Source organism: Sphingobium fuliginis (assembly GCF_015074805.1).
Classification (GTDB): domain Bacteria; phylum Pseudomonadota; class Alphaproteobacteria; order Sphingomonadales; family Sphingomonadaceae; genus Sphingobium; species Sphingobium fuliginis.
Window position 1 is genome coordinate 1,019,761 of the sequence record NZ_CP060035.1, and the last position, 16,226, is coordinate 1,035,986.

Consider the following 16,226-nt stretch of genomic DNA (forward strand, 5'->3'; position numbering starts at 1 on the left):
ATCAGGCGTCTTCGTCCGACCCCTTGGCAAGACGCATCAGCACGAAGCCGACCACCGCCGCAGCGCCGATGGCCACGGCCGGGCTCTTGCGCACGAAATCCCGCGCTTCGGTCATCAACTGGTCGACATCCTTGCTGTCCAGCGTCTTCGCGGCGCCGGCCACCGATTCGGCCGCCTGGCGGGCATAGTCGCCATATTGCGGGCCAAGCTTCGCATCGACGGTGCCCGCCGTGTCGGAAATCAGCTTCGCTAGGCTCTGCATGGCCGATCCGGTCTTGTCCTTGGCGACGCCCGCGGCGGATTTTGCGGTCTTGGACGCCTGGTCCTTGAGCGGGTCGATATGCGCTTTCCAATCCACGGCGTTCAGCTTGTCGGCGGCGGCCTTCGCAGCCTTTTCCGCTTGCGCCTTGATCGGCGCGATCTGCGCGGTCCAGCCATGGGCGGCGGCGCCGTTGCCCGGCGTCTCGGGCGCGGCGGCCTTGCGCGTGGTGGTGGTCTTGACGGGCGCGGCCTTCACCAGCGTGCCGGACAGGGCGGCCTTGGCCGGCTTGGCCTTGGGCGCCTTGGCGGGGCTGGCCTTTCTGGCGCGCTTGGCGGGCGGGGTTTCCGGGGTGTCGGCCATCGTCCTAAGTCTCCCTTTGAAATACGGTGGAATCGCTGTGCGGGCGGGCGGCTCTGCCTCTAATGCTTCGCCACCGCCCACAGTTCCGTTGCCGTTACTATTTTGAGCATCGGCATTTTTCGAGTCCTTGCAAGCCCCTGCATTGCCAAGCGGGGAGGCGGTGGCTAAGCGGGGCGCGAAAAGCGACCAGAGCCAGTCCCCAGAGCCACTCCAAGGAGCGACCATGACAGCCATTCTCGATATTCATGCCCGCCAGATTCTGGACAGCCGCGGCAATCCGACCGTCGAAGTCGACGTGATGCTGGAGGATGGCAGCTTCGGCCGCGCCGCCGTGCCTTCGGGCGCTTCGACCGGCGCCTATGAAGCGGTGGAAAAGCGGGATGGGGACGCCGCCAAATATCTGGGCAAGGGCGTGCTCGCCGCCGTCGCCGCCGTCAATGACCAGATTGCCGAGCAGATCATCGGCCTGGATGCCGAGGATCAGGCGGAGGTCGATGCTGCGATGATCGCGCTCGACGGGACGGAGAACAAGTCGAACCTGGGCGCCAACGCGATCCTGGGCGTCAGCCTGGCGGTGGCGAAGGCGGCCGCCGATGCGCGCGGCCTGCCCCTCTATCGCTATGTCGGCGGCGTCAATGCGCATGTGCTGCCGGTGCCGATGATGAACATCATCAACGGCGGCGAACATGCCGACAATCCGATCGACTTCCAGGAATTCATGATCATGCCGGTCGGCGCGGAGAGCATTGCCGACGCCGTGCGGATCGGTTCGGAAATCTTCCATACGCTGAAGAAGGGCCTGCACGACAAGGGACTGGCCACCTCCGTTGGCGATGAAGGCGGTTTCGCGCCCAACATTGCCTCGACCCGCGATGCGCTCGACTTCATCATGCTGTCGGTGGAGAAGGCGGGCTACAAGCCGGGCGACGACGTCGTGCTGGCGCTGGACTGCGCGGCGACCGAATTCTTCAGGAACGGCAAGTATGAGATTTCGGGCGAAGGCCTGTCGCTCAGCCCGGTCGAAATGGCCGATTATCTCGCGGCCCTTTGCGCCGACTATCCGATCAAGTCGATCGAGGACGGCATGAGCGAGGATGATTTCGAGGGCTGGAAGGCGCTGACCGACAAGATCGGGGGCAAGGTCCAGCTGGTGGGCGACGACCTTTTCGTGACCAATCCCAGGCGTCTGGAAATGGGCATCGGCAAGGGCCTCGCCAATTCGCTGCTGGTCAAGGTGAACCAGATCGGTTCGCTCACTGAAACGCTGGCGGCCGTCGACATGGCCCATCGGGCGCGCTACACCGCCGTGATGTCGCACCGTTCCGGCGAGACCGAGGACGCGACGATTGCCGATCTGGCCGTCGCCACCAATTGCGGCCAGATCAAGACCGGTTCGCTCGCCCGTTCGGACCGGCTCGCCAAGTATAACCAGCTCATCCGGATCGAAGAAGAACTGGGCGATGTCGCGCTTTACGCCGGGCGTTCGATTTTCCGCTAAATCAAATTTTCGACATCCGGTCGCAAGCGCAGTAAATTTTGCTTGCGGCCGGCCCGTCCCTGTGATTCAACTGGTCCATGGCGCATATCGCGAAACTCCGCATGTTGCTTTTTTCGGCCTTCGGTCCGGCGATTGCGGTGCTTCTTCTTCTCTTCTTCGCAGGCTATGTGGTGCTGGGCTCCAACGGGGTTCTGGCATGGGGCGATTACAAGCGGCAGCTCCATCATGCCCAGTCTGAACTGAAGCAGGTTCAGGCCAGCCGGCAAGAGTTGAAGAACCGGGTGGACCTGCTCGATCCCCGGCGCGTCGATCCCGATCTTTCCGATGAACTGATCCGGCGGGAGCTGGGCGTCGTCCATCATGATGAAGTGATCGTCCCGCTGAACTGACCTTTCCCGACGGCTGGCCGATCGCTTTTGCCGCGTTCCTGTGCCCCATGCCGCGTTGCATTTGGGGGCGGACTGCCGCTATACCGGCCTTCCTTCCATCCTCACCCACGCAAAAGGATAAGAGCCTTGGCGAAACCAACGACGCCGCGTCCTTCACGCGCAAAGGCAAAGGCGGCTGCACCCGCCGCCGGCGCGGACCATAACCGGCCTCGCCCCGACACTCCCAAAGATTATAAGGCCAGCAAGGAAGAGCTGCTGGAATTCTACCGGCAGATGGTCCTGATCCGCCGTTTCGAGGAAAAGGCCGGCCAGCTTTACGGCCTGGGCCTGATCGGCGGCTTCTGCCACCTCTATATCGGGCAGGAAGCGGTTGCCGTCGGCATCCAGTCGGCGCTCCAGCCCGGCAAGGACAGCGTCATCACCGGCTATCGCGACCATGGCCACATGCTGGCCTATGGCATCGATCCCAACGTCATCATGGCTGAACTGACCGGCCGCGAAGCGGGCATTTCGCGCGGCAAGGGCGGTTCGATGCACATGTTCAGCGTCGAGCATAAATTCTATGGCGGCCACGGCATCGTCGGCGCCCAGGTGTCGCTTGGCGCCGGTCTCGGCTTCGCGCACAAGTATAATAATGACGGCGGCGTCTGCGTCGCCTATTTCGGAGATGGCGCCGCCAATCAGGGCCAGGTCTACGAAAGCTTCAACATGGCCGAGCTGTGGAAGCTGCCGATCATCTTCGTGATCGAGAACAATCAATATGCCATGGGCACCAGCGTCAACCGCTCCTCGGCGGAAGACCAGCTTTACCGGCGCGGCGAAAGTTTCCGCATTCCCGGCATCCAGGTGAACGGCATGGACGTGCTGGCGGTGCGCGGCGCGACGGAAGAGGCGCTGAAATGGGTGCAGGCGGGCAACGGTCCGATCCTGCTGGAAATGAAGACCTATCGCTATCGCGGCCATTCCATGTCCGACCCGGCCAAATACCGGTCGCGCGAGGAAGTGCAGTCGATGCGCGAAAAGTCCGACCCGATCGAAGGCGTCAAGAAATATCTGGCCGACATGGGCGTCGTCGAGGACGAACTCAAGAAGATCGACCAGGACATCCGCAAGATCGTCAGTGACGCGGCGGATTTCGCTGAAACCTCTCCCGAACCGGAACTGCACGACCTTTATACCGACGTGCTGGTGGAGCAATATTAATGGGTATCGAAATCAAGATGCCGGCGCTTTCCCCGACGATGGAGGAAGGCACGTTGGCGAAGTGGCTGGTAAAGGAAGGGGACGAGGTCCGCTCGGGCGACATATTGGCCGAGATCGAGACCGACAAGGCGACGATGGAATTCGAAGCCGTCGATGAAGGCAAGATCGGCCAGATCATGGTGGCCGAGGGGACTGAAGGCGTGAAGGTCGGCACCGTCATCGCAACGATGGCGGCAGATGGGGCAGGCGAGGGTGGCGAGGCCGCACAGGCGCCGAAGGCCGCCGAAAGTGCGCCTCCCGCCGCGCCTGAAGCCGCTCCGGCACTCAGGAAGGCCGAAAGCGGCACGTCGAAGCTTGCGACCGAGGCGAAGGCGACCGTCAAGGACCCGGCGCTGCCCGAGGGTACCGAATATATCAAGACCACCGTTCGCGAAGCGCTGCGCGACGCCATGGCCGAGGAAATGCGGCGGGACGAGCGCGTCTTCGTCATGGGTGAAGAGGTGGCCGAATATCAGGGCGCCTATAAGGTCACACAGGGCCTGCTGGAGGAATTTGGCGACAGGCGCGTCATCGATACGCCGATCACCGAATATGGCTTTGCCGGCATAGGCGCGGGCGCGGCGATGGGCGGATTGAAGCCGATCGTCGAGTTCATGACCTTCAACTTCGCGATGCAGGCGATCGACCATATCATCAATTCGGCCGCCAAGACCAATTACATGTCCGGCGGCCAGATGCGCTGTCCGATCGTGTTCCGCGGTCCCAATGGCGCGGCCAGCCGCGTCGCCGCGCAGCATAGCCAGAATTACGGTCCCTGGTATGCGTCGGTTCCCGGGCTCATCGTCATCGCGCCCTATGACTCGGCCGACGCCAAGGGCCTGCTCAAGGCGGCGATCCGTTCGGACGATCCGGTCGTGTTCCTTGAGAACGAACTGGTCTATGGCCGCAGCTTCGACGTGCCCAAGGTGGACGATTATGTCCTCCCCATCGGCAAGGCGCGCATCGTCCGCGAAGGCAAGGATGTGACGCTGGTCAGCTACTCCATCGGCGTTGGCGTGGCGCTGGAAGCGGCGGAGGCTTTGGCCGGTGAAGGCATCGATGCGGAGGTCATCGACCTGCGCACGCTACGCCCGCTCGATACCGCGACTGTGCTGGAGAGTCTGAAGAAGACCAATCGCCTGGTGGTGGTGGAAGAGGGCTGGCCGGTCTGCTCGATCGCGTCTGAGATCGCGGCGGTGGTGATGGAACAGGGTTTCGACGATCTGGACGCCCCTGTGCTGCGCGTGACCAATGAGGATGTGCCGCTGCCCTATGCGGCGAATCTGGAAAAGGCGGCGCTTATCGATGCGGCGCGGGTTGTCGCTGCGGCGAAGAAGGTTTGTTATCGGTGAAATGCGGATGGGGAGCGGCACGTGCGGCTCCCCATCAACTACAGGTCGATGCCGTCACATTTTCCGGGTTGTAGATGCCTACGCCGCCTGTTGGTCCTGCATATTCGCGATTGTCCCGGACATACATCCCTGCGGTCTCAACCATGCTCGACAAGTTGAGCCAGCGCGATCCGATCAGCGGCTGATATCTATACGCCACCTCGGCAAGGATGACAGCGCCCCCCTCTGGAGCCTTGAGGGTTTGGCCATTGACCGAAATGCCTGTCAGGTTGGTGTCACCCTGCTTGCCGAAGCCGGAAGAGTAGGTCAGGCCGCCCCGGCATCGCTGCCAACGGATGCGGTAGCGATCGGTTGTGTTGGGATTGGCCACTGGTTCAAGGCTGGTGAGGACGACCTTGCCGTTGGAAAACAGGCCCAGGGCGGAACCCTGAAGGTCGGCACCGGTCATCAGATCATTTATTTGTGCTTCCGTTATCTGTTTGGTTGATAACAGGTCGCCTGTCCCAATACGGGAACCATCATCCGCGAGCCGTAACGCCAACTGGCTGACGCGCATTTTGGTGACTGTATAGTTGGCCAGCTCGGCAGCCGTAAGAGTAGCCACCAGGACGAATGGCAGACATAGGGCGAATTCGACCACCGCGATGCCGTTCTGCGCGCGGCTTAGACCACAAATCCAGTTCGAACAGCGCGCAAAAATATTGCTGTTCCTCCTCATGGGCAATTCCTCACGACGGAAACAGGTTCGCCGGGTTTCTGGCCATAGGGCTGGTTGGTCAGCACGGTCTTTGCCGAGAGATGGACCTTGCCGGGTAGGCCGATCATCTTGTCCAGAGGGAAGAAGCGGGGATATTGGACGTCCACGATCATGACCACGGCTGCCTGGGTGCCGCCCTGACCTTCGCTGCCCCCGTCCGCATCCCGAACGCCATTGGCATTATTGTCCTGAAACGGTTCGCCATCATCGCATTTGCCGTTACCGTTATTGTCATTATAAGGTTCTGCGACTGCCTGGGCTGCTTTCGTGTAGGAATAGAAGTTGCGACGGCTGATTCTCACTTCGGCATTGGCCGCCAGCCGCTTCACCTGATCTTCGATCTTCTGGTTGATGGCCAACTGCGTCGCCTCTTCCTGACCGCTTTCCAGCGTTGAATCCCGCGCCGCCTTTTGCACCACGCCCTGAAGCACGCCCTGCATGTACAGCGTATGCGCCAAGTCCAGCGCGCCAAGCATCAGCAGCAGGAACACGGGCGCGATCAGCCCGAATTCCGTGATGGCGGTGCCTCGCTGATCGCTGGATCGACGGAAAAGCGCTGCCACTGACATCAGCTTGTCAGCCTGAGTTGGGAAATCTGATTGGCGATATTGCGGAAAGTCTGTTGCAGGGCTGCCGAACTCTGGGCCGAGAAGAAGCGATCCTTGCTGGCGCATGACTTCAGCATGTTTTCGATGGTAGTGTTCTTGGTACCGAACCAGACAACCCACACAGTGGTATTGGGCATGTTCTTGATTGCCGCGCACGCTGCTTGGGTACGCAGATTGATCTGCTGGGTCAGGGTAGCGTCCAGGTTTGGTAGATCCTCAGTCTGGGTATCTGTGGTTTGCCGTCGGTCCCAATAGGGAATGCCATAGGCTTGGTAGGTGTCGACTTCGGCATTGGCTTCGCCATCAGTCATGAAGATTAAATGACGTTGTATTTCACCGCCGCGCGGAGTCGTCGCGTTATTCGCTGCAAACAGGCCGGTCGGCGATAGCAATCTCCCGCCCCAAATGAGGCCTATATCGTGATAGGTGGCACCTCCCGGTGTTAAGGTGTCCACATAGCTGTCGAAGGCCGATGCGTTGGGCCACGGCTCGAGCAAATGCGCCGCTGCCGTTGTGCAGGTGTAGGATCCTTTGCCGAACTTGTTGTAGAAGGTAACTACTTCAGACCGGTTTCTTGTCGTTGGATCACTGAAGGAGGCCCCCCTTTTATAGATGATCTGGCCCAACGCAGGCGCCCACTGGGTGTCAGGGTCGTTGGTCGGCGGAGTATCGAGATCTAGGTCGAGCGCATCGTCAGGACGAGGCATGTAGCTTGTCGCCGCTACGGTTCTGCGTTCCTCTATGCACCCATCCCAAGAGATTGTCTGGTCCGAATAGTTGGTGCTGGACACCTTGTCTGTCGTATCTAGACCCGTTGTTCCGACAGGCAGCACGAGCGAAGCGGGTGAATTCCAGCCCGTGCCATTCTTGAGGGCGCGCAGATCGACTTGCACCGGATGATATCGCCACGCATTGAAGGTGACGGCATTGGGATCGAACTGGAATGTGCTGACATAGGTGTACCAGCGCGTGTAAGATCGAGAACGAATTCTATACTTGCATCCGTTGTTTCCGGAAACCCAACTTGTGAATTCGCGCTGATCATCCTTCCATTTCTGCGATGCCTGCCAATTGCCGTTACCCTGAACGCCTCCATTTGTCTCATTCATGCCATTGGTGAGAGCTGCGGTGGAAGCGGTCAGTTCTCCGGGCTCCACATAGGTCGATTTACACAGCGCCTCCGTAGCTGTCCTGGCAGACTTGTCAGTCCAGCTTATGTTTGCCCAGTCAGTCTTGCCAACGTCTTCAGTAGACACGACCTTGCCGTACACAACTGTTCGCTCGCGCGACTGATAGGTTGCGAAGTCCTTGAACCAGTTCGAAGGCAGCAGTTTGCCGACGTTGACGTTCGTATCATAAGGGACAAACCCGAACCGTATTTGCGTCTCCGCGCTTGTACCGCCAGAGGGCGCGTCACCGTCGCATTGGGCAACAGTGTCCAGGCGAGCCACTATCTCGTAAAAGCAGCGCACCGCACGACGGAGGCCAACTATTTTGGTTTCGGTGTCGCCAGAGATCGCCTGTCCCATCGACCCGGTCACGTCCAACACGAACATCACATCGGTATTCGGCAGGCGCATTTCGGCGTCGCAAGCGACCTCGATTGTTTTGGAATTAATGCCGAAAATCCGCATGATCGCCATCGGCAGCGGCACAGACGCCGTGCCGGTAACCTTTCCCGCGGACTCGCTGAACGATCGCATCACCGTTCCGCTGCCATAGGAGCCTGGCCGGAAATTGGCGTCGAACATCCCGTTTGCGGCATTCAGCGCCTGGTTGTTGTTGGCGGCCCATGCGCCGCCGCCCATGGTTTTGCGGCCGGCAAGTGCGCCGGCGTCGCAGGCTTGCTGCAGCCTCGACTTCGTCAGATAGATGCGGCTCATGTCGACACCGCCGCCGATCAATCCCATAAGCGGAAGGACAGCAGCCGCCACCATGGCCAGGGTATTCCCCGCCTGATTGTGATAAAGCCGCATCAGAATGAACAGCGCGCGCTTGATCCGGTCGCTCATAATCCGCTCTGCCTTTACTTGCCCCGCACCCCCAATTCAGGCAGGGCAGCCCCATGCCCATCCAGGGGCAGTTGCCAGGATCACTATGCCGGTTGGGGTTAAAAAGCTGATAATTTCGGCCAAATCCATTTCCATCGATATAGGCGGATGGATATTGTGAGCGACGATCTCGCCCCATTGCCGTCGCTGCTCAGCGCCTATGCCGGCCCTGATGCGCCGCGTCATCGGTTGATCTGGGCGCTCGATGCCCGATTCTCGCGGCTTGTGGCGACGACGAGCGAGCCGATCATCGGGCAGATGCGACTGGCCTGGTGGAACGATGCCCTGACCGATGAAAGCGGCGTCAAAGGGCGCGGCGAGCCGTTGATCGATGCGATGCGGAAGCTGGACGCCCTGCCGCCGTGCGGCCTGTCGCAATGGCTTGACGGCTGGGAGGCGCTGATCGGGGAGGTCGATCTTTCCGGTTATGCGGAGGGACGAGGCGGTGGCCTGTTTCGGGCGTTGGCGGGGCGGGAGGATATTCCATCCTGGCTCGACCGCGCGGGGGCGGCCTGGGCGTTGTGGGATTTGTCCGGACATGGTGCGGACCGGGAAGTCGCGGGCAGGGCAATCGAACTGGCGCGAGGATATATAACCAGCGGCAGGCCGGCTTGGCCAAAGCAATGGCGCCCGTTGCGGATCGCCTATCAGCTCGCGCGCCGCGACATAGAGGAAGGCCGATGTGCGCCGGCGGGATTGACCGCTGCGCTATATTGGCGATTGGTGCGCATCGCATTGTTGGGGCGATAAGGGGGATAGTGTGGAACGAGTTCTGGGGGGCGCGATGGCCGCATTGCTGCTGGCGGCGGGTGGGCTGTTCTGGTGGCAGGGGCGGGCGAACAATGAACCCGTTCCCCAGCCCCTGATCGGATCGCCCCCGCCGCCCGCTGTCGACGCCCTGCCGGAAGGCGATCCGGACGCTTCGGGCGATGCGCCGCCCATGCCCGGCGAAGCGTCGCCGCAAAGCCGCGAGCAGAAGCGCTTTGGCCGCTACGACCGCAATCGCGACGGCTTCATCACGCGGGTCGAGATGATGGGCAGCCGCGTCAAGGCGTTCAAAGCGCTGGACCGCGACAATGACAATCTCCTCTCCTTCGAGGAGTGGGCGGTGACGACGTCGGATCGCTTTGCCAAGGCGGACGGCAATGGCGACGGCAGGCTGACCCCAGCGGAATTCGCGACGACCGCGCCGAAACGCGCGGCCGCCGCCAAATGCAGATGCTGAAACGTCAGGCCGGCTGAAGTTCGCCCAGCCAGGCGCCCAGCGCGGCGCGGGCGCGGGATGTCATGGCTTCCTTGCGCTGCTTCTTCTTCACGTCGTCGAGCGGGGGGAAGAGGCCGAAATTGACGTTCATCGGCTGGTAATCCGCCGTCTCGACATTGCCGGTCACATGGCCCAGCAGCGCGCCGAGCGCGGTTTCCGGCGGCAGCGGCGCGAGCGGCCGGCCCAATATCTCCGCCGCGGCAAAGCGCCCGGCGAGCAGGCCTATGGCCGCGCTCTCGACATAGCCCTCGCAGCCCGTGACCTGTCCGGCAAAGCGGATATGCGGGGCGCTTTTCAGGCGCAAGGTGCCGTCCAGCAGCTTGGGGCTCTGGATGAAGGTGTTGCGGTGGAGCCCGCCCAGCCGGGCGAATTCCGCCTTTTCCAGACCGGGGATGGTGCGGAACAGTTCGACCTGCGCGCCATGCTTCAGCTTGGTCTGGAAACCGACCATGTTCCACAGCGTGCCCGACGCATTGTCCTGCCGCAGCTGCACCACCGCATAGGGCCAGCGGCCGGTGCGCGGATCGTCCAGGCCCATCGGCTTCATCGGTCCGTGGCGCAATGTTTCCGGGCCACGCGACGCCATGACTTCGATGGGCATGCAGCCCTCGAAATAGGGGGTGTCCTTTTCCCATTCCTTGAAGTCGCTCTTCTCGCCGTCGAGCAGGCCCTGGACGAAGGCCTGATACTGCTCCCTGTTCATGGGGCAGTTGATATAGTCCTTCCCCTCGCCGCCGCCGGGGCCGATCTTGTCCCAGCGATTGGCCATCCAGCATTTGTCCATGTCGATGCTGTCGAAATGCACGACCGGCGCGATGGCGTCGAAAAAGGCGAGATGGTCGATGCCCGCCGCCTGCCCGATGCTGGCGGCCAGAGCGGGGGCGGTCAGCGGGCCGGTGGCGACGATGGTCATGCCCTCTGTCGGCAACGTGTCGATGCGTTCGCGCACGATCTCCACATTGGGATGCCCGGCCAGTGCCCGGGTGACGCCTTCGGAAAAGATGTGGCGGTCGACGGCCAGGGCCGACCCGGCGGGAACCTTGGCCGGTTCCGCCTGCGCCATGATGAGGGAGCCCAGCCGCCGCATCTCCTGATGCAGCAGCCCCACGGCATTCTTGTCCGCATCGTCGGAGCGGAAGCTGTTGGAGCAGACCAGTTCAGCCAGCCCCTCGGTCTGATGCGCGGGCGTCATGTCGCCGCTCCCGCGCATTTCCGACAGGCGGACCTTCACGCCGGCCTGCGCCAATTGCCATGCCGCTTCCGTGCCTGCCATGCCGCCGCCGATGATGTGAACCTGATGCTTCGCCACTTTGCCCATTCTTCAATTCATGCGTTGTGGTGGGGCGTTTAGGTCAAAAGCGAGAAAAAGGAGAGCGCAAAATGATCGACCATATCGGCTTTGCGGTCAGTGATGCCGGACGATCGCGCGATTTCTACGATGAACTGCTGGGCGCGATCGGCCTCAGGCGGTTGCGGACGGTCGCTGCGGCGGAAAATGGCAGCGGCGGGGATGCCCATGGCTATGGCCGGGATGAGGACGCCTTCTTCTGGTTCGGTGACAATGAAGCGGTGGGTGAGGGGACGCATGTCGCCTTCCGGGTCGAGAACCGGGCGATGGTCCACGCCTTTCACGCGGCGGGGCTGCGCGCCGGGGGCAAGGATAATGGCGCGCCCGGCCTGCGGCCCCGCTATGGCGCGAGCTATTACGCCGCCTTCATCCTCGACCCCGACGGCATCAATGTGGAGGCGGTATGCTATGCGATGGAGGAGCCGAGCGCTTCGGTGGACGGGGATGCGCCATAATAGGCGCTCTCGTCCAAAATCCCCTCCCGCTTGGCGACGATGGTGGCGACCAGCACCTGCCCGGCGACATTGACGGCGGTGCGGCCCATGTCGAGGATCGGATCGATGGCCAGCAGCAGTCCGGCGCCCTCCAGCGGCAGGCCGAGCGTGGAAAGCGTCAGCGTCAGCATCACGATCGCGCCGGTCAGGCCCGCCGTCGCGGCCGATCCGACGACGGAAACGAAGACGATCAGCGCATAATCCGCCGCATGAAGGGGAATGCCGTAGAAGCCCGCCACGAAGATCGCCGCCAGCGCCGGATAGATGGAGGCGCAGCCGTCCATCTTGGTGGTCGACGCCAGCGGAATGGCGAAGGCGGCATAGCCCCTTTCCACGCCCATGCGCTCCGTCACGGCTTCGGTGACGGGCAGGGTGCCGACCGAGGATCGCGAAACGAAACCGAGCTGGATCGCCGGCCACGCCTTGGCGAAGAAGGGCATCGGCCTGAGCCCGTTTGCCGTCAGCAGCAGCGGATAGACGACCAGCAGCACCAGCGCGAGGCCCAGATAGACCGCTCCGGCAAAACCGCCGAGCTGGGCGAGCGCGCTCCAGCCATAGGTGGCGATGGCGCTGCCGATCAGGGCGGCGGAACCGATGGGCGTCAGCCGGATGATCCAGCCCAGGATGGCGCGGACCACCGCCAGCAGGGAGCGGACGAAGGCCAGGAAAGGCTCTGCCTTCTCCCCGACCTTCAAGGTGGCGAGGCCGACGGCGATGGAGATCACCAGCAATTGCAGGATGTTGAAGGAAAGCGTGGTGGTCGCGCCGCCATCGTTCAGCTTGGTGCTGGCGGACAGGGCGAAGCTGTTGCCGGGAACCAGCCCCTTCAGGAAATCGAGCCAGCCGCCGACGGAGTCCGTCTTGCCGATCGCCAGCGCCTGCCCGTGCAGGCCAGAGCCCGGCTGGACGATCAGGCCGATGGCAAGGCCGATGACGACCGCGATCAGCGCCGTGATTGCGAACCAGAGCAGGGTCTGCCCCGCCAGCCGCGCCGCATTGTCGAGCGCGCGCAGATTGGCGATGGAGGCGACGATGGCCGCGAACACCAGCGGCGGCACCACGGCCTTCAGCAGGGAAACGAAGATTGACCCCGTCGTCTTGAGCGCGGTCGCCAGCCAGTTGAGGTCGCCGTCCGGCGCGGTTCCCATGGCTCGCGCCGCCAGACCGAGCAACAGGCCGACCGCCATGCCGACCAGAACCTGAAATCCGAAACTGCGATAGTTGATGGCCATGGGTGCATTCCTTCGGGCGACCGGCGCGCGATATGGTGAGCGATGCCGTCAAATGCGCGCAAGCAATTCTTTATGGGGGTGAACGCGGATAAGGACGCCCTCTTTCCGCAACTGGGACAGCAAACGGATTGGCTGTCGCAATCCACTATGCCACAGAATGGTCCTTGGTCCAGCAGGAGATGCGATTTGAGGAAATGGCGGGCGGTTCTTGCGGTCCTGACCGCTCCGGTGCTGTTCCTGCCGCACCCCGCGCAGGCCGCCGGCGACCCGGCATTGGCCAAGGACGTTCTCGTCAGATCCATTGCGTTCCGCACGGTGGAGGGAGAGGGGCAGGTGCCCCGCCTCGCCGCCTATTATGCCTCGCTGCTGCAGCAGGCGGGATTTGCGGCGGGGGATGTGGAGATCACGCCGATGGGTGAGACGGCGAGCCTGGCCGCGACCATTCGCGGCAGCGATCCGCAGCTCAGGCCGCTGCTCCTGATCGGCCATATGGATGTGGTTGCCGCCAATCCGGCGGACTGGACGCGCGATCCATTCCTGCCGGTCGAGGAGGATGGCTATATTTTCGGGCGCGGCGCGGAGGACAATAAATATGATGTCGCCATCATGGTGGCGACGTTGATGGGCCTGAAGAAGGAAGGCTGGCGACCGCGGCGGACCGTCACCCTGCTGCTGTCGGGCGACGAGGAAACCCATATGCGGACGAGCAGGGCGCTGGCGGAGAAATATAAGGACGCCGAACTGCTGCTGAACGGAGATGGCGGTGGCGGGCTGCTGGACGAGGGCGGACGGGCGGTGCTCTATCAATTGCAGGCTGGCGAGAAAAGCTATGCGGATTTCGAGATCGCCTTCACCGATGCGGGCGGCCACAGCAGCGCGCCGACGCCGGGCAACCCGATCTATCGGCTGGCGCGGGCGATCGACCGCATCGCCGCCTATCGCTTCGCGCCGATGCGCAATGAACTGACCAGGGCATCGCTGGCCCTTTCGGCGGAGCGGATCGGCGGGGCCGTGGGTGAGGCGATGCGGCGCTATGCCGAGACGGGGGACCGGAAGGCGGCCGACCTGCTGTCGGACTATCCCGAATTTGTGGGGCAGGTGCGGACGACCTGCGTCGCCACCATGGCGCAGGCGGGCCACGCGCTCAACGCGCTGCCGCAAAGCGCGAAGGTCGACGTCAACTGCCGCATCTTTCCCGGCATCGCGGTGGATGCCGTGAAGGCGGAACTGGCGCAGGCCATTGACGATCCTGACGCAAGGATCACCACGCTGGACGACCCGCAGGCGAGCGATGCCTCACCGCTCCGTGAGGATGTGGTGAAAGCGGTCAAGGAAGCGGTTTCGGCCCGCTATCCGGATATTCCCGTCATACCATCCATGTCGGCGGGGGCGACGGACAGCCTCTATTTCCGGGCGCTGGGGGTGCCGAGCTATGGCGTTTCCAGCCTGTTCCAGCGCGGCGAGGACGGCTTTGCCCATGGGCTGAACGAACGCGTGCCGGTGGCGGGGATACGGCAAGCGCTCGACCAGTGGGAGCGGATGGTGAAGGCCCTGGCGGGGTAGATCGTCTTCCCCATGGGCTCCCGCCTTTGCAGGAGCCCATTGCAGGTCGGTCGTTCAGCGCTGCGTGGCGACGCTGTTGGCCGCGGACAGCACCGCCTGAACCGAAGCCGTGGCGACATCCGTATCCGTGCCGATCCCGAAGATGGTCCGGCCATCGGGGGTGCGGCATTCGACATAGGCGGCCGCCGCGACATCCGTACCCGCGCCGATCGCATGCTCGCTATAGTCGGCGACCTCCAGATCGACCCCCAGTTCATCGCGCAGCGCCGCGAGAACCGAGGAGATCAGGCCGTTGCCGCGTCCGGAAATGCTCCGTTCGCCACCCTTGTGCGTGATCTTGCCGGTGAAGATGCGGTCGCCCGCCGCGCCGCTCTCATGATAGTCGATCAGGCTGTAGGGCTGTTCGCCCGTCAGGCGATAATGGGTTTCGAAGGCGGTCCAGATGTCGGCGGCGTTCAGTTCGCGGCTGCTTTCGTCGGCCAGCGCCTGCACGACCTTCGAAAAATCGGCCTGCATGCGCTTGGGCAGCTTCAGCCCCTTGTCCTGTTGCAGCACCCAGGCGACGCCGCCCTTGCCGGACTGGCTGTTCACCCGGATCACCGCTTCGTAATCGCGGCCCAGATCCTTGGGGTCGATCGGCAGATAGGGCACGTCCCAGATCTGGTCGTTGCGCGCTTCCTGCGCGGCGAAGCCCTTCTTGATGGCGTCCTGATGGCTGCCGGAAAAGGCGGTGAACACCAGTTCGCCGGCATAGGGATGGCGCGGGTGGACGGGCAACTGGTTGCAATATTCGACGGTCTGGATGACTTCATCGATGTCGCTGAAATCCAGGCCGGGGTTGATGCCCTGCGTGTACATGTTGAGCGCCACGGTCACCAGGTCGCAATTGCCGGTGCGCTCGCCATTGCCGAACAGGCAGCCTTCGACGCGATCCGCGCCCGCCATCAGGCCCAGTTCCGCCGCCGCCACGCCGGTGCCGCGATCATTATGGGTGTGCAGCGAGATGACGACGCTGTCGCGCTTGCTGATGTTGCGGCAGATCCATTCGATCTGGTCGGCATAGATATTGGGCGTCGCCGCCTCTACCGTGGCGGGCAGGTTCAGGATCAGCGGACGCTCCGGCGTGGGCTGGAGGATTTCCATCACCGCTTCGCAGCATTCCAGGCTGAAATCCAGCTCGGCGGTGGAAAAGGTTTCCGGCGAATATTCGAAATGCCAGTCGGTGTCGGGCTGCTTCGCCGCATTGTCGCGCAGCAGCTTCGCGGCGGTGATCGCGATGTCCCTGATCTGCGGCCGGTCCATCTGGAACACGATGTTGCGCCAGGCGGGGGATACGGCGTTATAGACGTGGACGATGGCCTTCTTCGCGCCGCGCAGGGATTCGAAGGTGGTGGCGATCAGGTCTTCGCGCGCTTGCGTGAGCACCTGAGGGAACACATCGTCGGGGATCGCGCCGTCGCGCACCAGGCCGGAGATGAAGTCGAACTCGGTCGCGCCAGCACTTGGGAACCCGACCTCGATCTCCTTGACGCCGACCTTCACCAGCAGGTCGAAGAAGCGGCGCTTCTTTTCCGCATTCATCGGGTCGATCAGCGACTGGTTGCCGTCGCGCATGTCGGTCGACAGCCAGCGCGGCGGGGCGGTGATGACGTTCGACGGCCACTGGCGGTTCGGCAGGTCGACCTGAGGGAAGGGGCGGTATTTCAGCGAGGGATCGGTCAGCATCATGACGAAAATGGCTTCTCTGCATACGGGCGAGCCTGTCCAAAGGATTGCGGCCTGCCCGGTGGTACGACTATCTGCTTG

15 protein-coding genes are annotated in these 16,226 nt (G+C 62.8%); 8 read left to right on the forward strand and 7 right to left on the reverse strand.

Annotated elements, in window-relative coordinates; translation table 11 throughout:
- Position 1: 1 nt before the first annotated feature.
- Positions 2 to 622, reverse strand: coding sequence for a hypothetical protein (locus H5V43_RS04810; protein ID WP_025549063.1), 621 nt, complete (start codon positions 620 to 622; stop codon positions 2 to 4).
- A 223-nt stretch (positions 623 to 845) separates the two neighbouring features.
- Here H5V43_RS04810 and eno point away from each other — a divergent pair, with 223 nt between their 5' ends.
- The 4 genes from eno to H5V43_RS04830 all read left to right on the forward strand — a co-directional run bounded on the left by eno (position 846) and on the right by H5V43_RS04830 (position 5,103).
- Positions 846 to 2,120 (forward strand): phosphopyruvate hydratase, encoded by a 1,275-nt coding sequence (gene eno / locus H5V43_RS04815; protein WP_025549065.1) that lies wholly within the window; start codon positions 846 to 848, stop codon positions 2,118 to 2,120.
- A 77-nt stretch (positions 2,121 to 2,197) separates the two neighbouring features.
- Entirely contained in the window at positions 2,198 to 2,509 is a 312-nt protein-coding gene (locus H5V43_RS04820; protein WP_025549066.1) for an FtsB family cell division protein, read from the forward strand.
- A 126-nt stretch (positions 2,510 to 2,635) separates the two neighbouring features.
- Positions 2,636 to 3,712 (forward strand): pyruvate dehydrogenase (acetyl-transferring) E1 component subunit alpha, encoded by a 1,077-nt coding sequence (gene pdhA / locus H5V43_RS04825; RefSeq protein ID WP_025549067.1) that lies wholly within the window; start codon positions 2,636 to 2,638, stop codon positions 3,710 to 3,712.
- Positions 3,712 to 5,103 carry a pyruvate dehydrogenase complex E1 component subunit beta gene (locus H5V43_RS04830; RefSeq protein WP_025549069.1) on the forward strand — a complete coding sequence of 464 codons (1,392 nt, stop codon included), beginning with the start codon at positions 3,712 to 3,714 and terminating at the stop codon, positions 5,101 to 5,103. Before pdhA ends, H5V43_RS04830 begins: the two co-directional genes overlap by 1 nt.
- 34 nt (positions 5,104 to 5,137) lie before the next feature.
- Here H5V43_RS04830 and H5V43_RS04835 read toward each other — a convergent pair whose 3' ends face one another.
- The 3 genes from H5V43_RS04835 to H5V43_RS04845 are packed head-to-tail and all read right to left on the reverse strand — an operon-like array spanning position 5,138 to position 8,480.
- Complete coding sequence (locus H5V43_RS04835; RefSeq protein WP_025549070.1) at positions 5,138 to 5,821, reverse strand: TadE/TadG family type IV pilus assembly protein; 684 nt, start codon at positions 5,819 to 5,821, stop codon at positions 5,138 to 5,140.
- Positions 5,818 to 6,534, reverse strand: a complete 717-nt coding sequence (locus tag H5V43_RS04840; RefSeq protein ID WP_244968666.1) for a TadE/TadG family type IV pilus assembly protein — start codon at positions 6,532 to 6,534, stop codon at positions 5,818 to 5,820. Before H5V43_RS04840 ends, H5V43_RS04835 begins: the two co-directional genes overlap by 4 nt.
- Positions 6,429 to 8,480, reverse strand: coding sequence for a Tad domain-containing protein (locus tag H5V43_RS04845; protein WP_025549073.1), 2,052 nt, complete (start codon positions 8,478 to 8,480; stop codon positions 6,429 to 6,431). Before H5V43_RS04845 ends, H5V43_RS04840 begins: the two co-directional genes overlap by 106 nt.
- Positions 8,481 to 8,627: 147 nt before the next feature.
- Between H5V43_RS04845 and H5V43_RS04850 the strand changes: the two genes are divergently transcribed.
- The gene (locus H5V43_RS04850; protein ID WP_025549074.1) at positions 8,628 to 9,269 is read left to right on the forward strand and encodes a hypothetical protein; all 642 of its coding nucleotides are present in this window, start codon (positions 8,628 to 8,630) and stop codon (positions 9,267 to 9,269) included.
- Between the two features lie 10 nt (positions 9,270 to 9,279).
- Entirely contained in the window at positions 9,280 to 9,744 is a 465-nt protein-coding gene (locus H5V43_RS04855; protein WP_025549075.1) for an EF-hand domain-containing protein, read from the forward strand.
- Between the two features lie 4 nt (positions 9,745 to 9,748).
- On the opposite strand, the gene trmFO is transcribed toward H5V43_RS04855, so the two are convergent.
- The gene (gene trmFO, locus H5V43_RS04860; protein WP_173676445.1) at positions 9,749 to 11,101 is read right to left on the reverse strand and encodes a methylenetetrahydrofolate--tRNA-(uracil(54)-C(5))-methyltransferase (FADH(2)-oxidizing) TrmFO; all 1,353 of its coding nucleotides are present in this window, start codon (positions 11,099 to 11,101) and stop codon (positions 9,749 to 9,751) included.
- Between the two features lie 62 nt (positions 11,102 to 11,163).
- On the opposite strand from trmFO, the gene H5V43_RS04865 reads away from it, so the two are divergent.
- Positions 11,164 to 11,586 (forward strand): VOC family protein, encoded by a 423-nt coding sequence (locus tag H5V43_RS04865; protein ID WP_044662029.1) that lies wholly within the window; start codon positions 11,164 to 11,166, stop codon positions 11,584 to 11,586.
- Here H5V43_RS04865 and H5V43_RS04870 read toward each other — a convergent pair.
- Entirely contained in the window at positions 11,538 to 12,857 is a 1,320-nt protein-coding gene (locus H5V43_RS04870; RefSeq protein WP_025549078.1) for a dicarboxylate/amino acid:cation symporter, read from the reverse strand. The two genes, H5V43_RS04865 and H5V43_RS04870, sit on opposite strands and share 49 nt — an antisense overlap.
- A 237-nt stretch (positions 12,858 to 13,094) precedes the next feature.
- On the opposite strand from H5V43_RS04870, the gene H5V43_RS04875 reads away from it, so the two are divergent.
- On the forward strand, positions 13,095 to 14,420 hold the full coding sequence (locus H5V43_RS04875; RefSeq protein WP_052816690.1) for a M20/M25/M40 family metallo-hydrolase: 1,326 nt from the start codon (positions 13,095 to 13,097) through the stop codon (positions 14,418 to 14,420).
- Between the two features lie 54 nt (positions 14,421 to 14,474).
- Here H5V43_RS04875 and leuA read toward each other — a convergent pair whose 3' ends face one another.
- Positions 14,475 to 16,148: a 2-isopropylmalate synthase gene (gene leuA / locus H5V43_RS04880; protein ID WP_025549081.1), complete on the reverse strand. Its 1,674-nt coding sequence runs from the start codon at positions 16,146 to 16,148 to the stop codon at positions 14,475 to 14,477.
- Between the last annotated feature and the right edge of the window lie 78 nt (positions 16,149 to 16,226).